The sequence below is a fragment of the Streptomyces megasporus genome (assembly GCF_000718985.1).
GTDB classification, from domain to species: Bacteria; Actinomycetota; Actinomycetes; order Streptomycetales; family Streptomycetaceae; genus Streptomyces; species Streptomyces megasporus.
Genome location: NZ_JODL01000018.1, coordinates 43,947 through 61,065, shown reverse-complemented (window position 1 = coordinate 61,065; position 17,119 = coordinate 43,947). Strand labels below are relative to the sequence as shown.

General features: G+C 71.8%; 14 protein-coding genes. 11 read left to right on the top strand and 3 right to left on the bottom strand.

The features are described from left to right. The first annotated feature begins 521 nt into the window (after positions 1-521). Both IF47_RS0116915 and IF47_RS0116910 read left to right on the top strand, forming a co-directional pair. The gene (locus IF47_RS0116915) at positions 522-1,835 is read left to right on the top strand and encodes a globin domain-containing protein (protein ID WP_031509637.1); all 1,314 of its coding nucleotides are present in this window, start codon (positions 522-524) and stop codon (positions 1,833-1,835) included. A gap of 173 nt (positions 1,836-2,008) precedes the next feature. Next, entirely contained in the window at positions 2,009-3,265 is a 1,257-nt protein-coding gene (locus tag IF47_RS0116910; protein WP_031509636.1) for a M20 family metallopeptidase, read from the top strand. A 202-nt stretch (positions 3,266-3,467) separates the two neighbouring features. On the opposite strand, the gene IF47_RS0116905 is transcribed toward IF47_RS0116910, so the two are convergent. After that, complete coding sequence (locus IF47_RS0116905) at positions 3,468-5,753, bottom strand: N-acetylmuramoyl-L-alanine amidase (protein ID WP_031509635.1); 2,286 nt, start codon at positions 5,751-5,753, stop codon at positions 3,468-3,470. 655 nt (positions 5,754-6,408) lie between these two features. On the opposite strand from IF47_RS0116905, the gene IF47_RS0116895 reads away from it, so the two are divergent. From IF47_RS0116895 to IF47_RS0116875, 5 genes are all read left to right on the top strand, one after another. After that, positions 6,409-6,720, top strand: a complete 312-nt coding sequence (locus IF47_RS0116895) for a hypothetical protein (RefSeq protein ID WP_031509633.1) — start codon at positions 6,409-6,411, stop codon at positions 6,718-6,720. A 141-nt stretch (positions 6,721-6,861) separates the two neighbouring features. Then, positions 6,862-7,647: a glucosamine-6-phosphate deaminase gene (nagB, locus tag IF47_RS0116890; protein WP_031509632.1), complete on the top strand. Its 786-nt coding sequence runs from the start codon at positions 6,862-6,864 to the stop codon at positions 7,645-7,647. 214 nt (positions 7,648-7,861) lie between these two features. Then, entirely contained in the window at positions 7,862-8,851 is a 990-nt protein-coding gene (locus IF47_RS0116885) for a hypothetical protein (protein ID WP_031509631.1), read from the top strand. A 126-nt stretch (positions 8,852-8,977) separates the two neighbouring features. Then, positions 8,978-9,922 carry an RNA polymerase sigma-70 factor gene (locus IF47_RS0116880; protein ID WP_031509630.1) on the top strand — a complete coding sequence of 315 codons (945 nt, stop codon included), beginning with the start codon at positions 8,978-8,980 and terminating at the stop codon, positions 9,920-9,922. 132 nt (positions 9,923-10,054) lie between these two features. Further along, positions 10,055-11,254, top strand: coding sequence for an NAD(P)/FAD-dependent oxidoreductase (locus IF47_RS0116875; protein ID WP_031509629.1), 1,200 nt, complete (start codon positions 10,055-10,057; stop codon positions 11,252-11,254). Between the two features lie 48 nt (positions 11,255-11,302). Here the strand turns inward: IF47_RS0116875 and IF47_RS0116870 are convergent, their stop codons facing one another. Continuing rightward, positions 11,303-11,668, bottom strand: coding sequence for a MazG-like family protein (locus tag IF47_RS0116870; RefSeq protein ID WP_037732783.1), 366 nt, complete (start codon positions 11,666-11,668; stop codon positions 11,303-11,305). Positions 11,669-12,036: 368 nt separating this feature from the next. Further along, a complete protein-coding gene (locus IF47_RS0116865) occupies positions 12,037-13,095 on the bottom strand; it encodes an NAD(P)/FAD-dependent oxidoreductase (RefSeq protein WP_051717798.1) in 1,059 nt (352 codons plus the stop codon). Positions 13,096-13,193: 98 nt separating this feature from the next. Between IF47_RS0116865 and IF47_RS0116860 the strand changes: the two genes are divergently transcribed. From IF47_RS0116860 to IF47_RS0116845, 4 genes are all read left to right on the top strand, one after another. Next, complete coding sequence (locus IF47_RS0116860) at positions 13,194-13,787, top strand: helix-turn-helix domain-containing protein (RefSeq protein ID WP_031509626.1); 594 nt, start codon at positions 13,194-13,196, stop codon at positions 13,785-13,787. 182 nt (positions 13,788-13,969) lie between these two features. Next, positions 13,970-14,830, top strand: a complete 861-nt coding sequence (locus tag IF47_RS0116855; RefSeq protein WP_031509625.1) for a class I SAM-dependent methyltransferase — start codon at positions 13,970-13,972, stop codon at positions 14,828-14,830. 304 nt (positions 14,831-15,134) lie between these two features. Beyond that, positions 15,135-16,109: a phosphotriesterase family protein gene (locus IF47_RS0116850; protein WP_031509624.1), complete on the top strand. Its 975-nt coding sequence runs from the start codon at positions 15,135-15,137 to the stop codon at positions 16,107-16,109. A gap of 50 nt (positions 16,110-16,159) precedes the next feature. Then, complete coding sequence (locus IF47_RS0116845; protein WP_031509623.1) at positions 16,160-17,113, top strand: phosphotriesterase family protein; 954 nt, start codon at positions 16,160-16,162, stop codon at positions 17,111-17,113. The last annotated feature ends 6 nt before the right edge of the window (positions 17,114-17,119 follow it).

The following is a 17,119-nucleotide window of genomic DNA, read 5'->3' as shown; positions in this document are numbered from 1 at the left end:
CGGCTGTCGCGCTGTCGGGGGCACGGGGCGTCTCATCGTAGGGGTCGAGCACCCACCCCGTTCGACCCTTCCGAACGTGGAGCCGTCACACCGGCCCTCGGCCCGGACGCTCCCACGGAGGTCGTGTCACGGCCGCACAGGGGCGGACGGTTCTCCTTCCGGAAGGCCCCCGATCCGCGCCCGCGTGACGACCCCCACCGTCCGACGAGAAGCATCCACGTGATCTTGTCCAGGGCCCAATGGCCCCATTGACCAGGGACATTGGGGTATATCCCCTCAATGTCATACTGACCGGCGATTTCACCGGGCGGGTCGGCCCTGTTCGCCTCGGGTCCGCCCACCACTCCCTACACGTTTCTCAGGAGCACACCCATGCCTCGCCTCTTCCGTCGACTCCCGGACGGTGCGCCGGACCGCACGGCCCGACGTCCTGCCGCGCCGGCCGCCACCTCGGTCGAGGTCGGACCGGGTGCCGCCCGGGGCGTCGCCGTCGGGAGCGAGACGCGGAGGGGGTGCTGACCATGAGCGTGGAAGACGGGACGTACCACGCACTCCTCGCCCGCCACGACGCGATGCGACTGCGTCGGCGGCTGCTGTCTCCGGGAAGCGGCCCGGACGGCGGCACCGGCACCCGGCCCCCGGCCGGGGGACCGTACGACGGAGCCGCCGACCAGCGGACCATCATGCGCCACCTGGACCTGGTGGCCCCGTTCGACGAGCTGATCACCCATCTGTACCGGGCGCTGTTCGCGCGACACCCCTCGCTGCGATCGCTCTTCCCCGCTTCGATGGAGTTCCAGCAGGCCCATCTGGCGCGGGCGTTCTGGTACCTGCTGGAGCACCTGGACCAGCCCGAGCGGATCGTCGAGACCTTCACCCAACTCGGCCGTGACCACCGCAAACTCGGCGTGCGCCCCGCGCAGTACGCGGCGTTCGAGACCGCGCTGTGCGAGGCGCTGCGCGTCCGGGCCGGCGAACACTGGAGCGAGGAACTCCAGCAGGCGTGGGTGCGGATGCTGCGGTTCGGCGTCACGGCCATGGTGCGGGGAGCGGATGCCGCGCTGCGCGAACCGCCCTGCTGGCGTGCCACGGTGACGGGGCGTCGACTGTACGGTCCGGACCTCGCGGTGCTCCGCGTCCGACCGCACGAACCCTTCCGGTACCGGGCCGGCCAGTACGCCGCTCTGGAGTCCGCGCGACTGCCGCACACCTGGCGCCCGTACTACCTGGCCGGAAGGCCCGGCGGAGACGGGGAGTTGGAGTTCCACGTCCGGCGTACCGGCCCCGGCGGAGTGAGCGAGGCCCTGGTGCGCCACACCGCGATCGGGGACGAGGTGCGGATCGGGCCGCCCAAGGGAAACCTGACGCTCGGCGAGGAACCGAGGGACGAACTCCGGCTGGTGGCCTGGGACACCGGCTGGGCCGCGATGAAGGCGCTGCTGCAGGAGGTGGACGGTCGTGTGCGTCCGGCGTTCGAGCACCGGACGCACCGGACGCACCGGGTGCGTCTCTTCCTGGGCGTCGAGGCGCCGGCCGAGGTGTACGACGCCGAGTACCTGACCGGGTTCGAGCGGAGCCGCCCGTGGCTGACCGTGGTCCCGGTGACGGGCGGGGGACCGGGAGAGAGCCCGTACGACGGGTTGGCCCGCGAGGTGATCCGGGGCGGCCCGCCCACGACCGGCCGCACCCTGGTCGCCGGGCCGCCGGCGATGGTCCGTACGGTGACGGCCGCCCTCGTCCACGCCGGAGTGCCCGCCGAGCGCGTCCACCACGACCCGCTGCCGTCCGGCACGCTCCGTGTACGTCCGGATGATCGAGGGTGGGCCCACGAGTAGACTCGCACCATGTCCGCTATGTCCGTGATATTCGCTTCTTCGGTCCTCGCGGGGAGGAATGTCGCGGCACGCCGCCCGAACCGGCGGCCCCGCTCCGAGCCCTCCCCGCCCGGACGGCGTCGTCCCCGTCCCGCCACCCGCGAGGAAGAGTCCCTTTCGCGCAAGGAGTCCCCATGACCGACCGCGCCCACACCGTGCCGGCCGGCCTCGACGGCATCCGCGCCGACCTCGAGGACCTCTACAAGGATCTGCACGCACACCCCGAACTCGGGCTACGGGAGCACCGCACGGCGAAGAAGGTGTCCGACGCCCTGCGGGACTTCGGCTACGAGGTCGTCGACGGCGTCGGCGGCACCGGTGTGATCGGGATTCTGGCCAACGGCGAGGGCCCGACCGTCATGGCCCGCGCCGACATGGACGCCCTTCCGGTCCGCGAGCGGACCGGCCTGCCCTACGCCTCCACGGTCACCGTGACCGGCGACGGCGGCACCGAACAGCCGGTGATGCACGCCTGTGGGCACGATGTGCACGTGACCTGCCTGATCGGCTGCGCACGGCTGATGTCCCAGACCAAAGACGCCTGGCGAGGCACCTTCGTGGCCCTTTTCCAGCCCTCGGAGGAGAACGGCGACGGCGCCACGGCCATGATCGACGACGGCCTGACGTCCAAGGCGCCCCGACCCGACGTGGTGCTCGCCCAACACGTCCTGCCCTACCCGGCCGGCTACGTCGGCATCCGCTCCGGACCGTTCCTGTCGGCCGCGGACAGCCTGCGCGTCACCGTCCACGGCCGGGGTGCGCACGGCTCCATGCCCCAGGCCGCGGTGGACCCCGTGGTGATGGCCGCGATGATCGTCGTGCGCCTGCAGACCATCGTCTCCCGGGAACTGGCCGCCACCACCCCCGCCGTCGTCACCGTGGGCAGCATCCACGCCGGCGCCGGCCCCAACGTCATCCCCGACAGCGCCGTCATCGAACTCAACGTCCGCACCTACGACGACGCCTCGCGCACCCAGGTCCTGCACGCGATCGAACGGATCGTCAGGGCCGAGTGCGAGGCGTCCCGGTCGCCGAAGGAACCCGAGTTCGAGAGGACCGCCACCTTCCCGCCCACGATCAACGACGAAGCCCCGACCCGGCGCGTCGCCGAAGCGTTCGCCGCCCACTTCGGCGACGACGCGCACACCATCGACCTGCAGACCGCCAGCGAGGACATGAGCGAGATCCCCAAGGCGTTCGGCGCGCCGTTCACCTACTGGGGCATCGGCGGCATCGACCCCGACCTGTACGCCCGGGCCGCCGAGAACGGCACCGTCGCCCAGGAGATCCCGGTCAACCACAGCCCCACCTTCGCCCCGGTCGTCCAGCCGACCCTGGACACCGGCGTCAGCGCCCTGACCGTCGCGTCCCTCGCCTGGCTCGGCACTTGACAGCGACCTCGCGGTGGGTGGGGACGGCGAGGCCGGGGGCGAGGAGTCGCCTTGACCGCAGGCCGCGAGCGGGACGGGAGCGAGCGCGGCGAGCACGGTAAGGGCGAGCGCGGTGAGAACGACACGTCCTACGGCCGCGGGGCCGGTGCCCTCCGTCGACACGGAGGGCACCGGCCCCGCGGCATTCCCGTTGCCGGCCCGCTTACTTGAGGTAGACGAGGCCGTCGGTGGTGACGGTGGGTCGGCCGCTGGTGCCGACGACCACGATCTTGACGGTGTGTTTGGCGCTGGTGGACCAGGTCTTGGTCCAGATGGCGTCGCGGTACTTGGTGGTGGCCGACTTCAGGTCCACCGTGGCGGCCTTGGTGCCGTCGACGTAGATGTGGGCCTGCCCGGAGGTGGCGGCGCGGGAGACGACCCAGGCGACCGAACGACCGGTGAAGGTCCAGCTCAGCGAGGCGTTCTTGGCGGAGCTGGAGTAGGACTTGCCGCCCAGGTAGCTGGAGGAGGACTTGGTGGTCCAGGTGCCCTTCTTGGTGGCCGACGACTCCTGGAGGATCACCGGAGTGCCGCTCACCGAGGCGGTGGCGGTGTTGCCGGCCTGATCACGGGCGGTCAGCGACCAGGCGGTGGCGGTACCGGATTTGGCGGTGTGGGAGGCGCTGGTGGTGGCCGGGGCGTAGGTCTTGGCCACGGGCTTGGTCAGCTTGACCTCCTTCAGGGCCGCGTTGTCGCTCGCCTTCCAGCTCAGGGTGAGCGGGACCGCGGCGGTGTTGACGGTGCCGGTGCGCAGGGCGAGCTTGGGCTTGGTGGTGAAGGTGGGCGCGGTGGTCTCGGCGACCACGGTCGCGGACGCGGTGGTGGCGGTCTTGCCGGAGACGTGGACGGCGCGGACGGCGACCTTGTGGGTCCCCACCGCCAGTGTGGCCTTGGCCGAGGCCGCGTTCCCCGCGGTGGTGGCGGCGACCTTGCCGTCGACCAGCAGCTCGTACCGGGTGATCAGCGCGGTGGGAGTGCCGGCCTTCCAGTTCACCGTGACGCCGGCCTTGGTGTAGTACGTCGAGCCCGACTGCCCCGCGCCGGTGACCGAGGTGATGGCCAGACCGGTGACGGGACCGGCGGCATGGGAACGGATGGTGGCGAGTTGGCCGTAGAGCTTGTCGCCGGGGCACTGGGTGTTGTAGCCGTCGCGGTGGCCGTGGACGGCGGGGAAGGACAGTTGCGTGCCCTTGGCCCAGGTCTTGCCCGTGTAGCTGCGACCGGCGTCACCGGCGGTGAGGGTCGTGGTGCCCTTCGGGTCGACGCCGTACTGGCCCAGCTTCCACGCGGCGATCCTCGCGACCGAGGTCAGTGCGGCGGTGGAGGCGGCGGTGTTGGTGTAGGTGCCCAGGATCGAGATGCCGGTGGTCTCGGCGTTGAAGCCGTAGGCGTGCGCGCCCATCACCGGACGGTCCACGCCGCCCTTGCGGCCCTCGTAGATCTGCCCGCACTTGTCGACCAGGAAGTTGTAGCCGATGTCCTTCCAGCCCAGCGTCTTGACGTGGTACGCGTAGATGCCGCGCACCACCGCCGGGGCCTGGGCGCAGGTGTAGTCGTTGGACTCGGCGGTGTGGTGCACCACCACCGCCTTGACCTTCCCACCGGGCAGGTAGCCCGGTTCCTCCGGGCTGATCGTCTCGTCCGCTCCCCAGCCCGCGCGGTCGGTGATCGACGGCCGGGGAGCGGTGGACGGCGGTGCGGGCGGAACGCTCGTCGTGGCGCTCGCCGTGGGCGGCGCGCTCGGCGCGGGCGGCGAGGAGGAGGCGGGCGGCGTGGTGCTGTCCGTCGGGGTGCCGGGAGCCGTCTCGCTCGGTGTCGTCGTCGGCTCCGCCGTCGGCTCGGCCGGTGTCTCCGTGGCCTCGGGCGTCGGGTCGGTCGGGTCGGTCGGGTCGGTCGGCTCCACGGTGGGCTCGTCCTCGGCGAACGCCACCGGTTCCATCCCCCCGGCGGGGACGTCGCCCGGATCGATCATCTCCAGGCGCAGGCCCTTGGGCAGCCCGGCCGAGGCCCCTTCAGCGGACCTGACCCGCACCTCCACCCCGTCCGACGGGCCCACCCAGGCCGGTTCGGTGCCGCCGCGCTCGGCGCCGGACTCGCCCTGCCCGCTGTCACCGTCCAGCCTCAGCCAGCCCGACCACTTCCCGGTCGTCGCGCTGCGGGTCCGCGCCTCGACGGCGCCGCCGACCCTGGCCGACGGGTCGGTCCAGGTGACCCCCAGCATGCTGAACGGTTCGACGTCCCGCCGCCCCAGCTCGGCGCTCCGGCCGCCGTCGGCGACCTTCAACGCGGTCGAGCGGATGTCGGACCGGACCGACTGCCCCGATGCTCCGGATGCCCCGTCGTCGCCGACGCCCCCGATGGGAGAGCCGACCACCCCCTGGAGCACCAGCACCCCCGAAACCCCCGCCGCCACCGCGGCAGCCGTGCCCCATATTCGACGCGATCTCATACCGCACCCTGTTTTCTTCTGTTTTGGTCTGATCAGGGGGACCAATCACCCCACCGAACCGGAACGGTAGCGGATGCGGAATCAGGGCACGGACACGCCCGGGGAACCACGGCGCCGCCGGTCGGCGCGGGAGACGGGAACAGTGCACCGCCCATGTGAGCTCCACGCCCGGCGGTGTCACGGGATGCTGGGATTCGCGTGGAATTGCGCGCGTGCGTGCTTCACCGTTCGATCTGCTCGGCGCCTGAAGGTCCGCCTCACCCTTTCCCCTCGCGTGACGCACATCACCTTCACCAAAGGCGGTCGTCCGGTCGCTTGTGGCCGAAAATCTCCCCTCTCTTTCACTCGTCGGCAAATCCGCTTCCGTGTGGAGAGGCTCGGACGCCCGCCGCCGCCGTGCCCACGGTCCCGCGGTGGCGGGGCTCCCACCCGGCGCGCCCGCCGCCGTGTGGTGTCAGTGGGCCCTGCCGGGATGGCCGGCGGCGTCGATGGAACGGAAGCAGCACATGGCCGAGCAGGTGGCCCGCCGCATGGCCGAACGGATCGCCACGAACGCGCCGGACGGCTGGGTCCGGGCCGTGTTCTCTGGGAATGCGGGACGCGGCGGAAGCGGACCGACCGGCGGCCACACCGTCCCCGGCACACGTGCCCTCCAGTGGCCGCCCGAGATGCACTCCTGCCGGCGGAACCGGCGGACGCGATACGCGACGACTGCGGCTGGGAGCCCGTCAACTGGGAGACGGACTGCCGGCCTTCCGGCGAGTACCGGCTGGTCGTGTTCATGGACGGCGTCGGCCGCGTGACCGGGCAGGGCGGCGGATACGAGATCGTCCCGGCCCCCGACCACCGCCTGCCGCAGCCCGGCATCCGCCAAGAGGCGGCCAGCGTCGCCCCGGCCGGCGACCCGGAGCCGGCCGCGACGAGGTTCCGCGCCTGTCTCCAGCGCCGCGTTCGACGACGGGCGTGACCGTCTCGGCCGAGGCGCGGGTGCTCTGCGGCCGGCGGAGCCCCGAGGGCCGCGCCGACGGGCCTGCCGCATGGCAGGGATCACCTCCTTGCTATAGTGGTCTATACCACTAGAACGCTTTTTCCGATCGGCAGGCCCCACGTGGAAGTTGTCATCGTTCCGGACGCCGGCGCGGCCGGGGAACTCGTCGCCGAGACCATGGCCGACCTCTTGCGGCGCAAGCCCGACGCGCTGCTCGGTGTGGCCACGGGCTCCACTCCGCTGCCCGTCTACCGGGCGCTGGCGGCCAAGGCCGCCGCCGGTGCCGTGGACACCTCGCGCGCCCGGATCTGCCAGCTCGACGAGTACGTCGGCCTGCCCGCCGGACATCCCGAGTCGTACCGCTCGGTGATCCTGCGCGAGGTGGTGGAGCCGCTCGGGTTGGACGAGGCGCGCTTCCTGGGCCCCGACGGCTCCGCCGAGGACATCCGGGCGGCCTGCGAGAAGTACGAAGGGGAGCTGGCCGCGGCCGGTGGCGTGGATCTCCAACTGCTCGGCATCGGCACCGACGGACACATCGGTTTCAACGAACCGTGCTCCTCCCTGGCCTCCCGCACCCGCCTCAAGACGCTCACCCGGCAGACCCGTGCCGACAACGCGCGTTTCTTCGGCGGTGACATCGACCAGGTGCCGCACCATGTCATCACCCAGGGCATCGGCACGATCCTGGAGGCCCGCCATCTGGTGCTGCTCGCCACCGGGGAGGGCAAGGCGGAAGCCGTCGCGCAGACCGTCGAGGGGCCGCTGTCCGCGCTGGTCCCGGCCTCCGCGCTGCAGATGCACCCACACGCCACGGTCGTGGTGGACGAGGCCGCGGCGTCCGGGCTGAAGCTGGCGGACTACTTCCGCTCCGCCTACGAGACCAAACCGCACTGGCAGAAACTCTGACGAGCCGGCACGAGACCGCACCGCGGTACGTCGGGGGCCGCCACCGCTCCAGGACCGAGCACGGAAGGACGCACTCCCCGGGCCGGTGAGTTGCCGGGGGTGGGAAGGCACGAGGCCGCGCGGTTGCCCGTTTCCCCTCTTGATGGCCCATCGGGTGTGGTGCAGGGTGATCGCGCGGGACGGCCCGCCGACGAGGCGCGAAAGGGGGGCGTGGATGAGGCATACGCCCTTCTTCAGGTGGGTGCTGGCACTCGGCCTGGTGCTGATCGGGGGCTCGCTGGGCCTGTACATGGCCACGCCGGGTTTTCCCGAACTCCGGCAGGTCGACTTGACCGTGCTCGAAGAGAAGCCCGACGGGACGTGCACGGTCCGGTGGACGGATCCTTTCGAGCATCGGGAGCGCGAAGCGCCGTACCTGTGCGATGCCGAACGGTCGGAGATTTTGAAGGCGCCGCACTACGACCCGGTTTCCGGCTTCGGCTGGGAGACCGGGTTCGTGATCGCCGCGGGCCCGGACAGAGGCGAGCCGTACTCGCTCAAGGAGGACGACGGAGCCGCCGATTGGCGGACCGAGCTCTCCGACATGCTGCTGGGAGGAGGACTGTTCCTGACGGTCGTCGGTCTCGTCGGCGGGACCATCCGCGGACTGTTCCGGGGCCATGGCGTCAACCCCGAGGTCATCCGTCGGGCGGAGCTGCTGCGGGAGGCCGCCGAGCTGGTGGCCCGGGACCACCGGCGGGCCGTGGAGGCGGTGCGCGGGGCATGGACCCCGCTGCATCGGGAACTGGTGGACACGGACCGGCCGGATCCGCGAACCACGGCGCTCCTCGTCGCTCTGCGAGTGCTGGTGGAAGCCGGACCACAGGCACGGAACGCGGCGGAGACGGGCGGGGAACTGGCCGAGCGGCTGGAGTCGCTGTTGGCCGACGCAGCGCCCGCCTCCGGGCTCAGGCACATGGTGCGTGCGGGGCCGGAGCAGCGTCGGCGTGCGCGAGCCGCCGTGGCCGAGTTGCGCTCGCTGGTGGACGAAGCCGACCGGGAAGGCCTCGCGCGGCAGTTCGCGCAGGCATCGGTCGATCTACTGCGCGGGCCGGACAGCGACCCGGTCGGCCTGTCCGCCCGGGTGGACTTCGAGGCCCGGCCCGCGGACTACCACAGGCTCCTCGCGGAGATCTCGGGTCGTGACCTCTCGTCGGCCGACTGACACGGGACATGGACGCGGGCCGCCGGCCCGACGAGCTCGTGCGCGGTCGGCGACGTGCTCGCGGCGGCCGAGACGGCGGGACGACGCATCACCACCGGCCGAGCACGAACCGTTAGGATCCGGGCCATGCCGCTGAGCGTGAAGGACGTGGAACGGTTCGAGGCAGCGAGGCCCCGTCTGGAGGCCATCGCCTACCGCCTGTTCGGTTCCGCGAGCGAGGCCGAGGACGCCGTGCAGGAGACCTTCCTGCGCTGGCAGGCCGTCGACGTCGAGCGCGTCGAGGTGCCCGAGGCCTGGCTGACGAAGGTGCTCACCAACCTGTGCCTCAACCAGCTCACCTCGGCCCGCGCGCGGCGCGAGACCTATGTGGGGCAGTGGCTCCCCGAGCCGCTGCTCGACGGGGACCCGATGCTCGGCCCGGCCGACACCGCCGAGCAGCGCGAGTCGGTCTCCTACGCGGTCCTCACCCTCATGGAACGGTTGTCCCCCAACGAGCGGGCGGTGTACGTGCTGCGGGAGGCCTTCGACTACCCGCACCGGGAGATCGCCGAGATCCTCGACCTCACCGAGGCCGCCAGCCAGCAGATCCTCCACCGAGCCAAGAAGCGCATCACGGACGGCAGGGCCCGCACCGAGATCGACGAGGCCGCCACCCGACGGATCGTCGAGGAGTTCCTGACGGCCGCCACCAGTGGGAGGATCGAGCCGCTCGTGCGGCTGCTCACCACCGACGCCATCGCGATCGGCGACGGCGGCGGGAAGGCCCCCGCCCGAGCCAAGCCGTTCGAGGGCGCCCTCGCGGTCGCGAAGTTCATGCGGGGCCTGCTCAAACCCGCACGGTCCAAGCGCGCCCTGGCCGGTGGCTCGCCCGAGGTCCACGTCACGACCGCCAACGGTGGCCCCGCCGTCGTGGCGGTCGTCGACGGCCGGGTCGTCGGCATCATGTGCCTGGAGGTCACCACCGAGGGCATCGCCGCGTTCCGCAGCCAGGTCAACCCCGACAAGCTCGAACGCGCGACCGAGGTGTGGGCGGCCACCGAGCACGGAGAGCCCCTGTTCCACGCTTTCTGACCGCCGAGACGACCCCACTTCCGGTGTGACCCACCTCACATCGCGTTCCTGTCAGGGAACGGCGTGCTGCTCGGTTCAAGGGGCGGAACCGCGGAAGACAAGGGCGGACCCGCGCAGACAGGAGCAGGAACAATGCAGCACCGCATCATCGTCCTCGGCGCCGGATACACCGGGGCCGTCGCGGCCGGTCGCCTCGCCAGGCGCCTGCACCGTGACGACGTCGCCATCACCCTCGTCAACGACGAGCCCGACTTCGTCGAGCGCGTCCGGCTGCACCAGCTCGCGGTCGGCCAGGGCCTGAAGCCCCGGCCCCTCGGCGAGATGTTCGCGGGCACCGGCGTCGAGCCGAGGCTCGCCAAGGTCACCGGCGTCGATGTCGACCGCAAGGCCGTCGCCGTCGTCGACGCGAACGGCGACGCCGAGGAGTTGGAGTACGACACCCTCGTGTACGCCCTCGGCAGCGGCTGGAACGACCAGGGCGTCCCCGGCGCCGCCGAGCACGCCCACGAGATCGCGAGCCGGCCCGGAGCGCTCCGGCTGCGCGACCGTCTGGCCGACCTGGGCGCCGGACGGCCCGTGGTCGTCGTCGGCGGCGGCCTCACCGGCCTGGAGGCCGCGACCGAGATCGCCGAGGCCCGTCCGGACCCGGCCGTCGCCCTCGTCACCCGCGGCGGCCTCGGCGACTGGCTCTCGGACAAGGGCCGCGGGCACCTGCGGAAGGTCTTCGGCAAGCTCGACATCACCGTGCACGAACACGCCGCCGTCACCGGCGTCGAGGCCGACCGCGTCACCACCGCCGACGGCAAGGACATCCCGGCCGCGGTCACCGTGTGGACCACCGGCTTCGCCGTCCACCCGATCGCGCGGGCCACCGCCCTGGAGGTCACCGACACGGGTCTGATCGTGGTCGACGGGACCATGCGCTCGGTCTCGCACCCGGACGTGTACGCCGTCGGCGACGCGGCCATGGCGGTGGGCCCCGGTGGCAAGCCGCTGCGGATGTCGTGCGCTTCGGGAATCCCCGCCGCCTGGCAGGCCGCCGACGCCATCGCGGCGCGCCTGACCGGCGGCAAGCTCCCGAACACGCCGATCCGCTACGTCAACCAGTGCGTCTCGCTGGGCCGCGGGGAAGGTCTGATCCAGTACGTCACCGCCGACGACCGAGCCGTCAACGCGGCCCTGACCGGTCGGCTCGCCGCCCTCTACAAGGAGGTGGTCTGCAAGGGCGCGGCCTGGGGCGTCGCCAATCCGACCCTCGGCCTGCCGGTCCGTCGCCGCCGCGTCGTGCGGGAGGCGACCCGGACGGATCCGGCCGTCGAGACGTCGGCCTGACACGCGCGGTGAGGCGGGCGTCCACGGCGCACGGCCCGGCCGCTCACCTCATCTCTCTCCCACGGCCGGCGCGCTCGGGACGCCGTCCTGGGGAAGGAACTTCGCGGACTTCCGGGCGAGCACGGCGGCGAAGAACGCCGGAGCCTCGTCGCCGAGCATCCGGTACAGCGCGACCAGGCTGGTGATCGCGGTGTCGGCCACCTCCTCCTGGACGTGCCGCCATGTGTGACTCCGTCCTTTTCGGGGGTTGGTGCCCCACGCGCCGATCACGGCCTGGGCGGTTTCGCCGACCTCCTCGGAGAGTTTGACCACCTGCAGTGTCCACTGCTGTTCCGGGGACAGCCCGCGGGCGGTGTCCAGATCGGTGAAGAGATCGGCGAGACGGCCGACGACGTCCCACGGGGGTGTTTCCACTACGGCTCCTCGACTCGTCGGTGGGCAAGTGCCGACCGATCGTCGGCCGCCGGGATACACGGCGACGGCCTTCCCTCCCACGGCCTCGCCGCCGGTGACATCCCGAGGGCGGAGGGTAACAGACGGGTCACCCCGGGTGAGCCGGAAAACGAAGCGCGCGCCCTACCGCCGGCGGACCGACCCGCCCCCGACGGGGCGGGCGTCGGCACCGTGTGCGTCGACGACGGGGGCGGCCCGTCGGCGCGGACATCGGGCACGGCATCCGCTGGGAGACCGGCCGGGCGGCAGGCCCCGGAGGACGTTCGAGGTCGGACACGTCCAAGCCGTCGGCCCACCGGGAGACCGCCGCGCACCCGGTCCGTCCCGTCCTACCGGGCCACCTCGGGGAGCGGCGGCGCCGACGGGCTCCGCACCCCACCGCGACCGGCGCCGCGTCGGGCGGCGGCGAGGGCCGCGTCGGTGTCGGCGGTGACCAGGTCCGCGTTGACATGGGCGCCGGCCAGGGCGCCGGCCGCGGCGGAGGCACCCACCTGGGCGGTCAGGTCGGTGGCGTTGCCGGCCACCCACACGCCCGGCACCTCGGTGACGCCGGCCGTGCCGGAGACGAAGCGGCGACCCATGCCGCCCGGCAGGTCCTCCATCGGCAGTCCGAGGCCCTCCAGGCCCTCGGCGCGGGCCTGCAGCGTGGTGGCGACCGCGAGGACACGGCGGGCCACGACCTGCCCGTCGGCCAAGCGCACCCCCGCGATGCCGCCGTCCTCGGCCTTCACGACCTCCTCCACCGGAGCGTCGACGACGCGGACGCCGCGGGCGGCGAAGCGGGCGCGCGTGTCCTCGTCCAACTCGGTGCCGCGGGTGAAGTAGACCAGATCATCGGTCAGTTGACGGAACAACAGCGCATGGTGAGCCGAGGCCGGGCCGACCGCGAGGACCCCGATGGGTTCGTCGCGCACCTCCCAGCCGTGGCAGTACGGGCAGTGCACCACGCCGTGTCCCCAGTGCTCCGCCAGCCCGGGAACGTCGGGCAGCACGTCACGCAGTCCGGTGGCCACCAGCAGCCGACGCGCCGTCAGGGCGCGGCCGTCGGTCAGGGTGACGGTGAAGCGCGGGTCGCCGCCGGCGGACGGAGCGGCCGGGACGGCGGAGGTCACCTCGCCGGCGACCACCAGACCGCCGTACCGGCGCACTTCCTCGCGCCCCCGTTCGAGCAGTTCGGCGGGTGGGGTGCCCTCCAGGCCGAGCAGGCCGTGCACTCCGTCGGCGGGAGCGTTGCGGGGAGCGCCGCTGTCGATCACGACGACCGAGCGGCGGGAGCGGGCAAGCATCAGCGCACCGTTCAAACCCGCGGCGCCACCCCCGATGACCACGGCATCGACGGTCTCATCGGGCAGTGCGTCGGTCGCGTACGCGGCAGTCGTGACAGGCATGTCCTCGTGCCCTTTCCTCCGTGCGTGGCCCCGGCCGGCCCGGGACCTCCGCTCACGACGCTAACCGCGCCTTGCGGTCAGGGCATACGATATTGCCTATGACGCAAGACGATGACGAGTTGGACAGCCTGGTACGCAAGCGGATTCGTGCCCTGCGGGTCGCGCAGGGGTGGTCCCTGGAGGAACTGGCCGGTCGAGCCCGGCTCAGCCAGTCCACGCTCAGCCGCATCGAGAACGGCCAACGCCGCCTGGCCCTGGACAGCCTCGTCACCCTCGCCCGCGCCCTGGGCACCACCCTCGACCAACTCGTCGAGACCGCCTCCGACGACGTCGTCATCGGTCCGGTGATCGACAGTGCCCACGGCATGATGCGCTGGCCCGTCAAGTCCGATCCCGGCGTGACCGTCGTGCGTCAACGGATGACCGAGCCGCCCCCTGACAACCCCTCGCGCATGCGTGCCCACCCCGGCCGCGAATGGCTCGTCGTCCTGTCCGGCACCGCGATCCTCATGCTGGGCCACCGTCGCTTCCGCATCGAGACCAACCAGGCCGCGGAGTTCCCCACGATGCTCCCGCACGCCATAGGGGCCGAGGGCGGCCCCTGCGACATCCTGGGGATCTTCGACCGAGACGCCCGCCGTGGCCACCAGCGTGGCGACAACGAGCGCGGCGCGAGCCGCCCCTCCCTGTGACGTCTCCGTGATGTCTCCGTGACGGCGCGCGACTGTGGTGTCCGGCCGGGGTGGGAGGGAGCGCACCGGCACGCACATCCCGCGCGAGCGGGTCTTGCGCGTCCGGCAGTCCGCGCGGTCTTCGTCTTGCGTATACGGAAAGAGATCGTGCCGTAGGCGCATGGCCGTCCTAGCGTGGCGGTATGACCCACACACACCCGCATGCGGCCCACCGGAACCACCGGCGCCAAGATGACGCCGACGACCAGGCGGAGATCCTCGACCTGGAGGCGGAAGTCCTCGCCACCCACACCGCCACCATCGTCGGGTGGCTGCCCATCGAGGCGAGCCCACGCCGGATCGTGGACCTGGGCTGTGGAACGGGCGCCGGCACCTTCGCCCTTCTCGCTCGCTTCCCCGAGGCGCACGTCACCGCTGTCGACTCCTCGACAGCGCATCTCCAGCGCCTGCGGGAGAAGGCATGCGCCGAGGGTGTGGACGAGCGCGTGCGCACCGTCCAAGCCGATCTCGACGTGAGCCGGCCCGATCTGGGCACGCCGGATCTGGTGTGGGCGTCGGCCTCGATGCACCACATGGCCGACCCCGACCGCGTACTGCGCACGGTGCGCGACATGCTCGCACCGGGCGGCCTGTTCGCCCTTGTCGAGCCGGCCGGTTTCCCCCGCTTCCTGCCCGAGAACGCCCCGGAGGACCGGCCCGATCTGGAAGAGCGCTGCCACGCCGTGAGCGACCGCTTCCACACCGAGCGCGTGCCCCACCGCGGCGCCGACTGGGGGTCGAAGCTGACCGCCGCCGGATTCACCGTCGAGGGCGAACGCACCTTCGCCGTGAACGTCGAGGGCTCCCGCGACGAAGCGGTCGGCCGCTATGCCCTCGGGAGCCTGCACCGCATCCGCGACGCCGTCGTCGACGCGCTCTCGGCCGAAGACCTTGCCGCGCTCGACCGGCTGCTCGACACCGACGGCCCTCACGGCATCCTGCACCGCGACGACCTCGCGGTACGCACCGAACGCACCGTCTGGGCCGCACGCCGCGACAACTGAGCCGGGCCCGGCACAGCGCCGCCGGCGAGCGCTCGGCGCTTCCCCGCGCCGGCGGCTCTCTCGTCCCCTTGCCTGCCTCGTGCGCGAACCGTGTCGTTTCGGAGGCAGTCGAGGCGAGGGCGGCCCCCGCCGTCCGACCGGCCGCGCCGGCGCCGCCGAGCGACCGGTCCCGATTTGCCCCGCCTTACCCTCTGTGCATTCTTTTTTCTTGCCGTTCATTTCATTGACGACGTGTAAACCGAATGGCTAACGTGCACTGCACCCACAGGGTGCTGCGCACCCATCCCGGACACGTGAGGCAGGCATGAGCGGCAAGAGCAACACCGTGAACACCGTCCTGGGCCCGGTGCCGGCCGAGGAACTGGGCGTCGTTTCGGTGCACGAGGCGCTGCTGTCGGTGGCTCCGGGCGCGGAATACGCCTTCGACATACGCCTCGACCGCGCCGAGATCTTCGAGACGCTCGCCGCGAAGCTGAAGGACTTCCGCGCCCACGGCGGCGGCACGATCGTCGACAGCACCGGCATGTTCCACGGCCGGGACGTCCGGCTGTACGAGACCCTCTCCCGCACGACCGGTGTGCACATCGTCGCCTCGACGGGGCAGGGCCCGGAGGAGAAGCTCGGCGGCTACTTCCTCACGCCGCAGACCAACCCGCCGACGCCGTGGCCTGCCGAGAAGTTCGCCGATCTCTTCACCAAGGAGATCACCGAGGGCATGGTGGTCCCCCGCGTGGAGCGACGCGGCGCCGCCGGCCTGGTGGCCACCGCCGCGACCGAAGAGGGCATGACCGCGACCGACGAGAGCCTGTTCCGCGGTGCGGCCCGGACCGCCCTGAACACCGGCGTCGCGGTCTCCATCCGCTACGGGAACGACGCCGTCCACGACCTCGACGTCGTCCTGGACGAGAAGCTGCCGGCCGACCGCGTCGTCGTCGGCGGACTCGACCGCGAGGACGCCGTCGCCGCCGGCGCCCCCCTGGAGGTCGCCCGCCGGGGCGCCTACGTCGCGCTCGACCACGTCGGAGTGGAGGACGAGGCCCACATCACGGATGCCGAGCGTGTCGCCCTGGTCGCCGACCTCGTACGGGCCGGCTTCGGCAATCGGGTCCTGCTGTCGAGCAACGCGACCGGGGTGGCGAAGGGCCACCCCGCCAACGACCTGCCGTACAGCTACGTCCTGACCACCTTCGTCCCGCTCCTGGAGGCACAGGGGCTCAAGCCGGAGGACACGCGGCGGATTCTCGTGGAGAACCCGCGCGACCTGCTGTCGGCGCGCTGAGCGCGCCGACGTGAAAGCCCGTCAAGTTCCCCTTCTCGAAGGTGAGTTCCGTGTCGCGAGTGAATACCGTCCTGGGGCCGATCCCGACCGAGGAGCTGGGCCTCGTCGCCGTCCACGAGCACATCGGCTACGGCATGCCCGGCTCCGAGCTGGACACGAAGTGGTGGAAGACCCCCGAGCAGCGGTACGAGGAGACCGTCCCGAAGCTGCGCGCGTTCCACGAGTACGGCGGCGGCACCTTCGTCGACGCCACCGGGATCTGCAACGGCCGTGACGTCGACTACTACAAGTCGCTGTCCGCCAAGACCGGCGTCCACATCGTCGCCTGCACCGGCTTCGTCGGCGGCGACACCGCCCTGTGGCACTTCGCCAAGGCCAGTGTGGACTACCTGACCCGGCAGTTCGTCCACGAGATCACCGTCGGCATCGGCGACACCGGAAGCCTCGCCGGTGTCATCAAGGTCGGCGTGAGCCGCGGCGGCCGTATGACGGACCTGGACAAGCGCATCTACCGCGCCGCGGCCCGGGCCTCGCTCACCACGGGCGTGCCGATCCTCACCCACCTCGCGATCGACGCCGAGAACGCGATCGCGATCTTCAACGAAGAGGGCCTTCCCCTGGACCGCGTCCTGTTCGGGCACGTCGACGACGGTGTGAACGCCGACAAGACGCGCGACGTCTGGATCGCGGAGCAGGGCGGTCGCATCGGCTTCGACACCTTCGGCTACGAGACGGAGCTGCCGGACCCGCCGTTCTGGGCCCGCCCCCGCAAGGAGCGGCTGGACCACTTCCTGAGGTTCATCGGCGAGGGCCGACTGAAGCAGGCTCTCGCCTCCGCCGACGCCAACTGCAGCCCGCTGGGCTGGCCGGGCGTGAAGGGCCACACCGTCAACTACATCTTCGAGGACCTCATCCCGGACCTCCGCGCCGCCGGTCTCGACGAGGCCGCGATCAAGACGATCTTCGTCGACAACCCGGCCGACTTCCTCACCATCCAGAAATAGAGAGAA

Bases quoted from the DNA above. Each gene is read 5' to 3' on its own strand.
- IF47_RS0116880 (WP_031509630.1), top strand. From the start codon at position 8,978: ATGCCGCTGAGCGTGAAGGACGTGGAACGGTTCGAGGCAGCGAGGCCC.
- IF47_RS0116910 (WP_031509636.1), top strand. From the start codon at position 2,009: ATGACCGACCGCGCCCACACCGTGCCGGCCGGCCTCGACGGCATCCGC.
- IF47_RS0116885 (WP_031509631.1), top strand. From the start codon at position 7,862: ATGAGGCATACGCCCTTCTTCAGGTGGGTGCTGGCACTCGGCCTGGTG.
- IF47_RS0116905 (WP_031509635.1), bottom strand. From the start codon at position 5,753: ATGAGATCGCGTCGAATATGGGGCACGGCTGCCGCGGTGGCGGCGGGG.
- IF47_RS0116860 (WP_031509626.1), top strand. From the start codon at position 13,194: ATGACGCAAGACGATGACGAGTTGGACAGCCTGGTACGCAAGCGGATT.
- IF47_RS0116915 (WP_031509637.1), top strand. From the start codon at position 522: ATGAGCGTGGAAGACGGGACGTACCACGCACTCCTCGCCCGCCACGAC.
- IF47_RS0116855 (WP_031509625.1), top strand. From the start codon at position 13,970: ATGACCCACACACACCCGCATGCGGCCCACCGGAACCACCGGCGCCAA.
- IF47_RS0116875 (WP_031509629.1), top strand. From the start codon at position 10,055: ATGCAGCACCGCATCATCGTCCTCGGCGCCGGATACACCGGGGCCGTC.
- IF47_RS0116865 (WP_051717798.1), bottom strand. From the start codon at position 13,095: ATGCCTGTCACGACTGCCGCGTACGCGACCGACGCACTGCCCGATGAG.
- IF47_RS0116850 (WP_031509624.1), top strand. From the start codon at position 15,135: ATGAGCGGCAAGAGCAACACCGTGAACACCGTCCTGGGCCCGGTGCCG.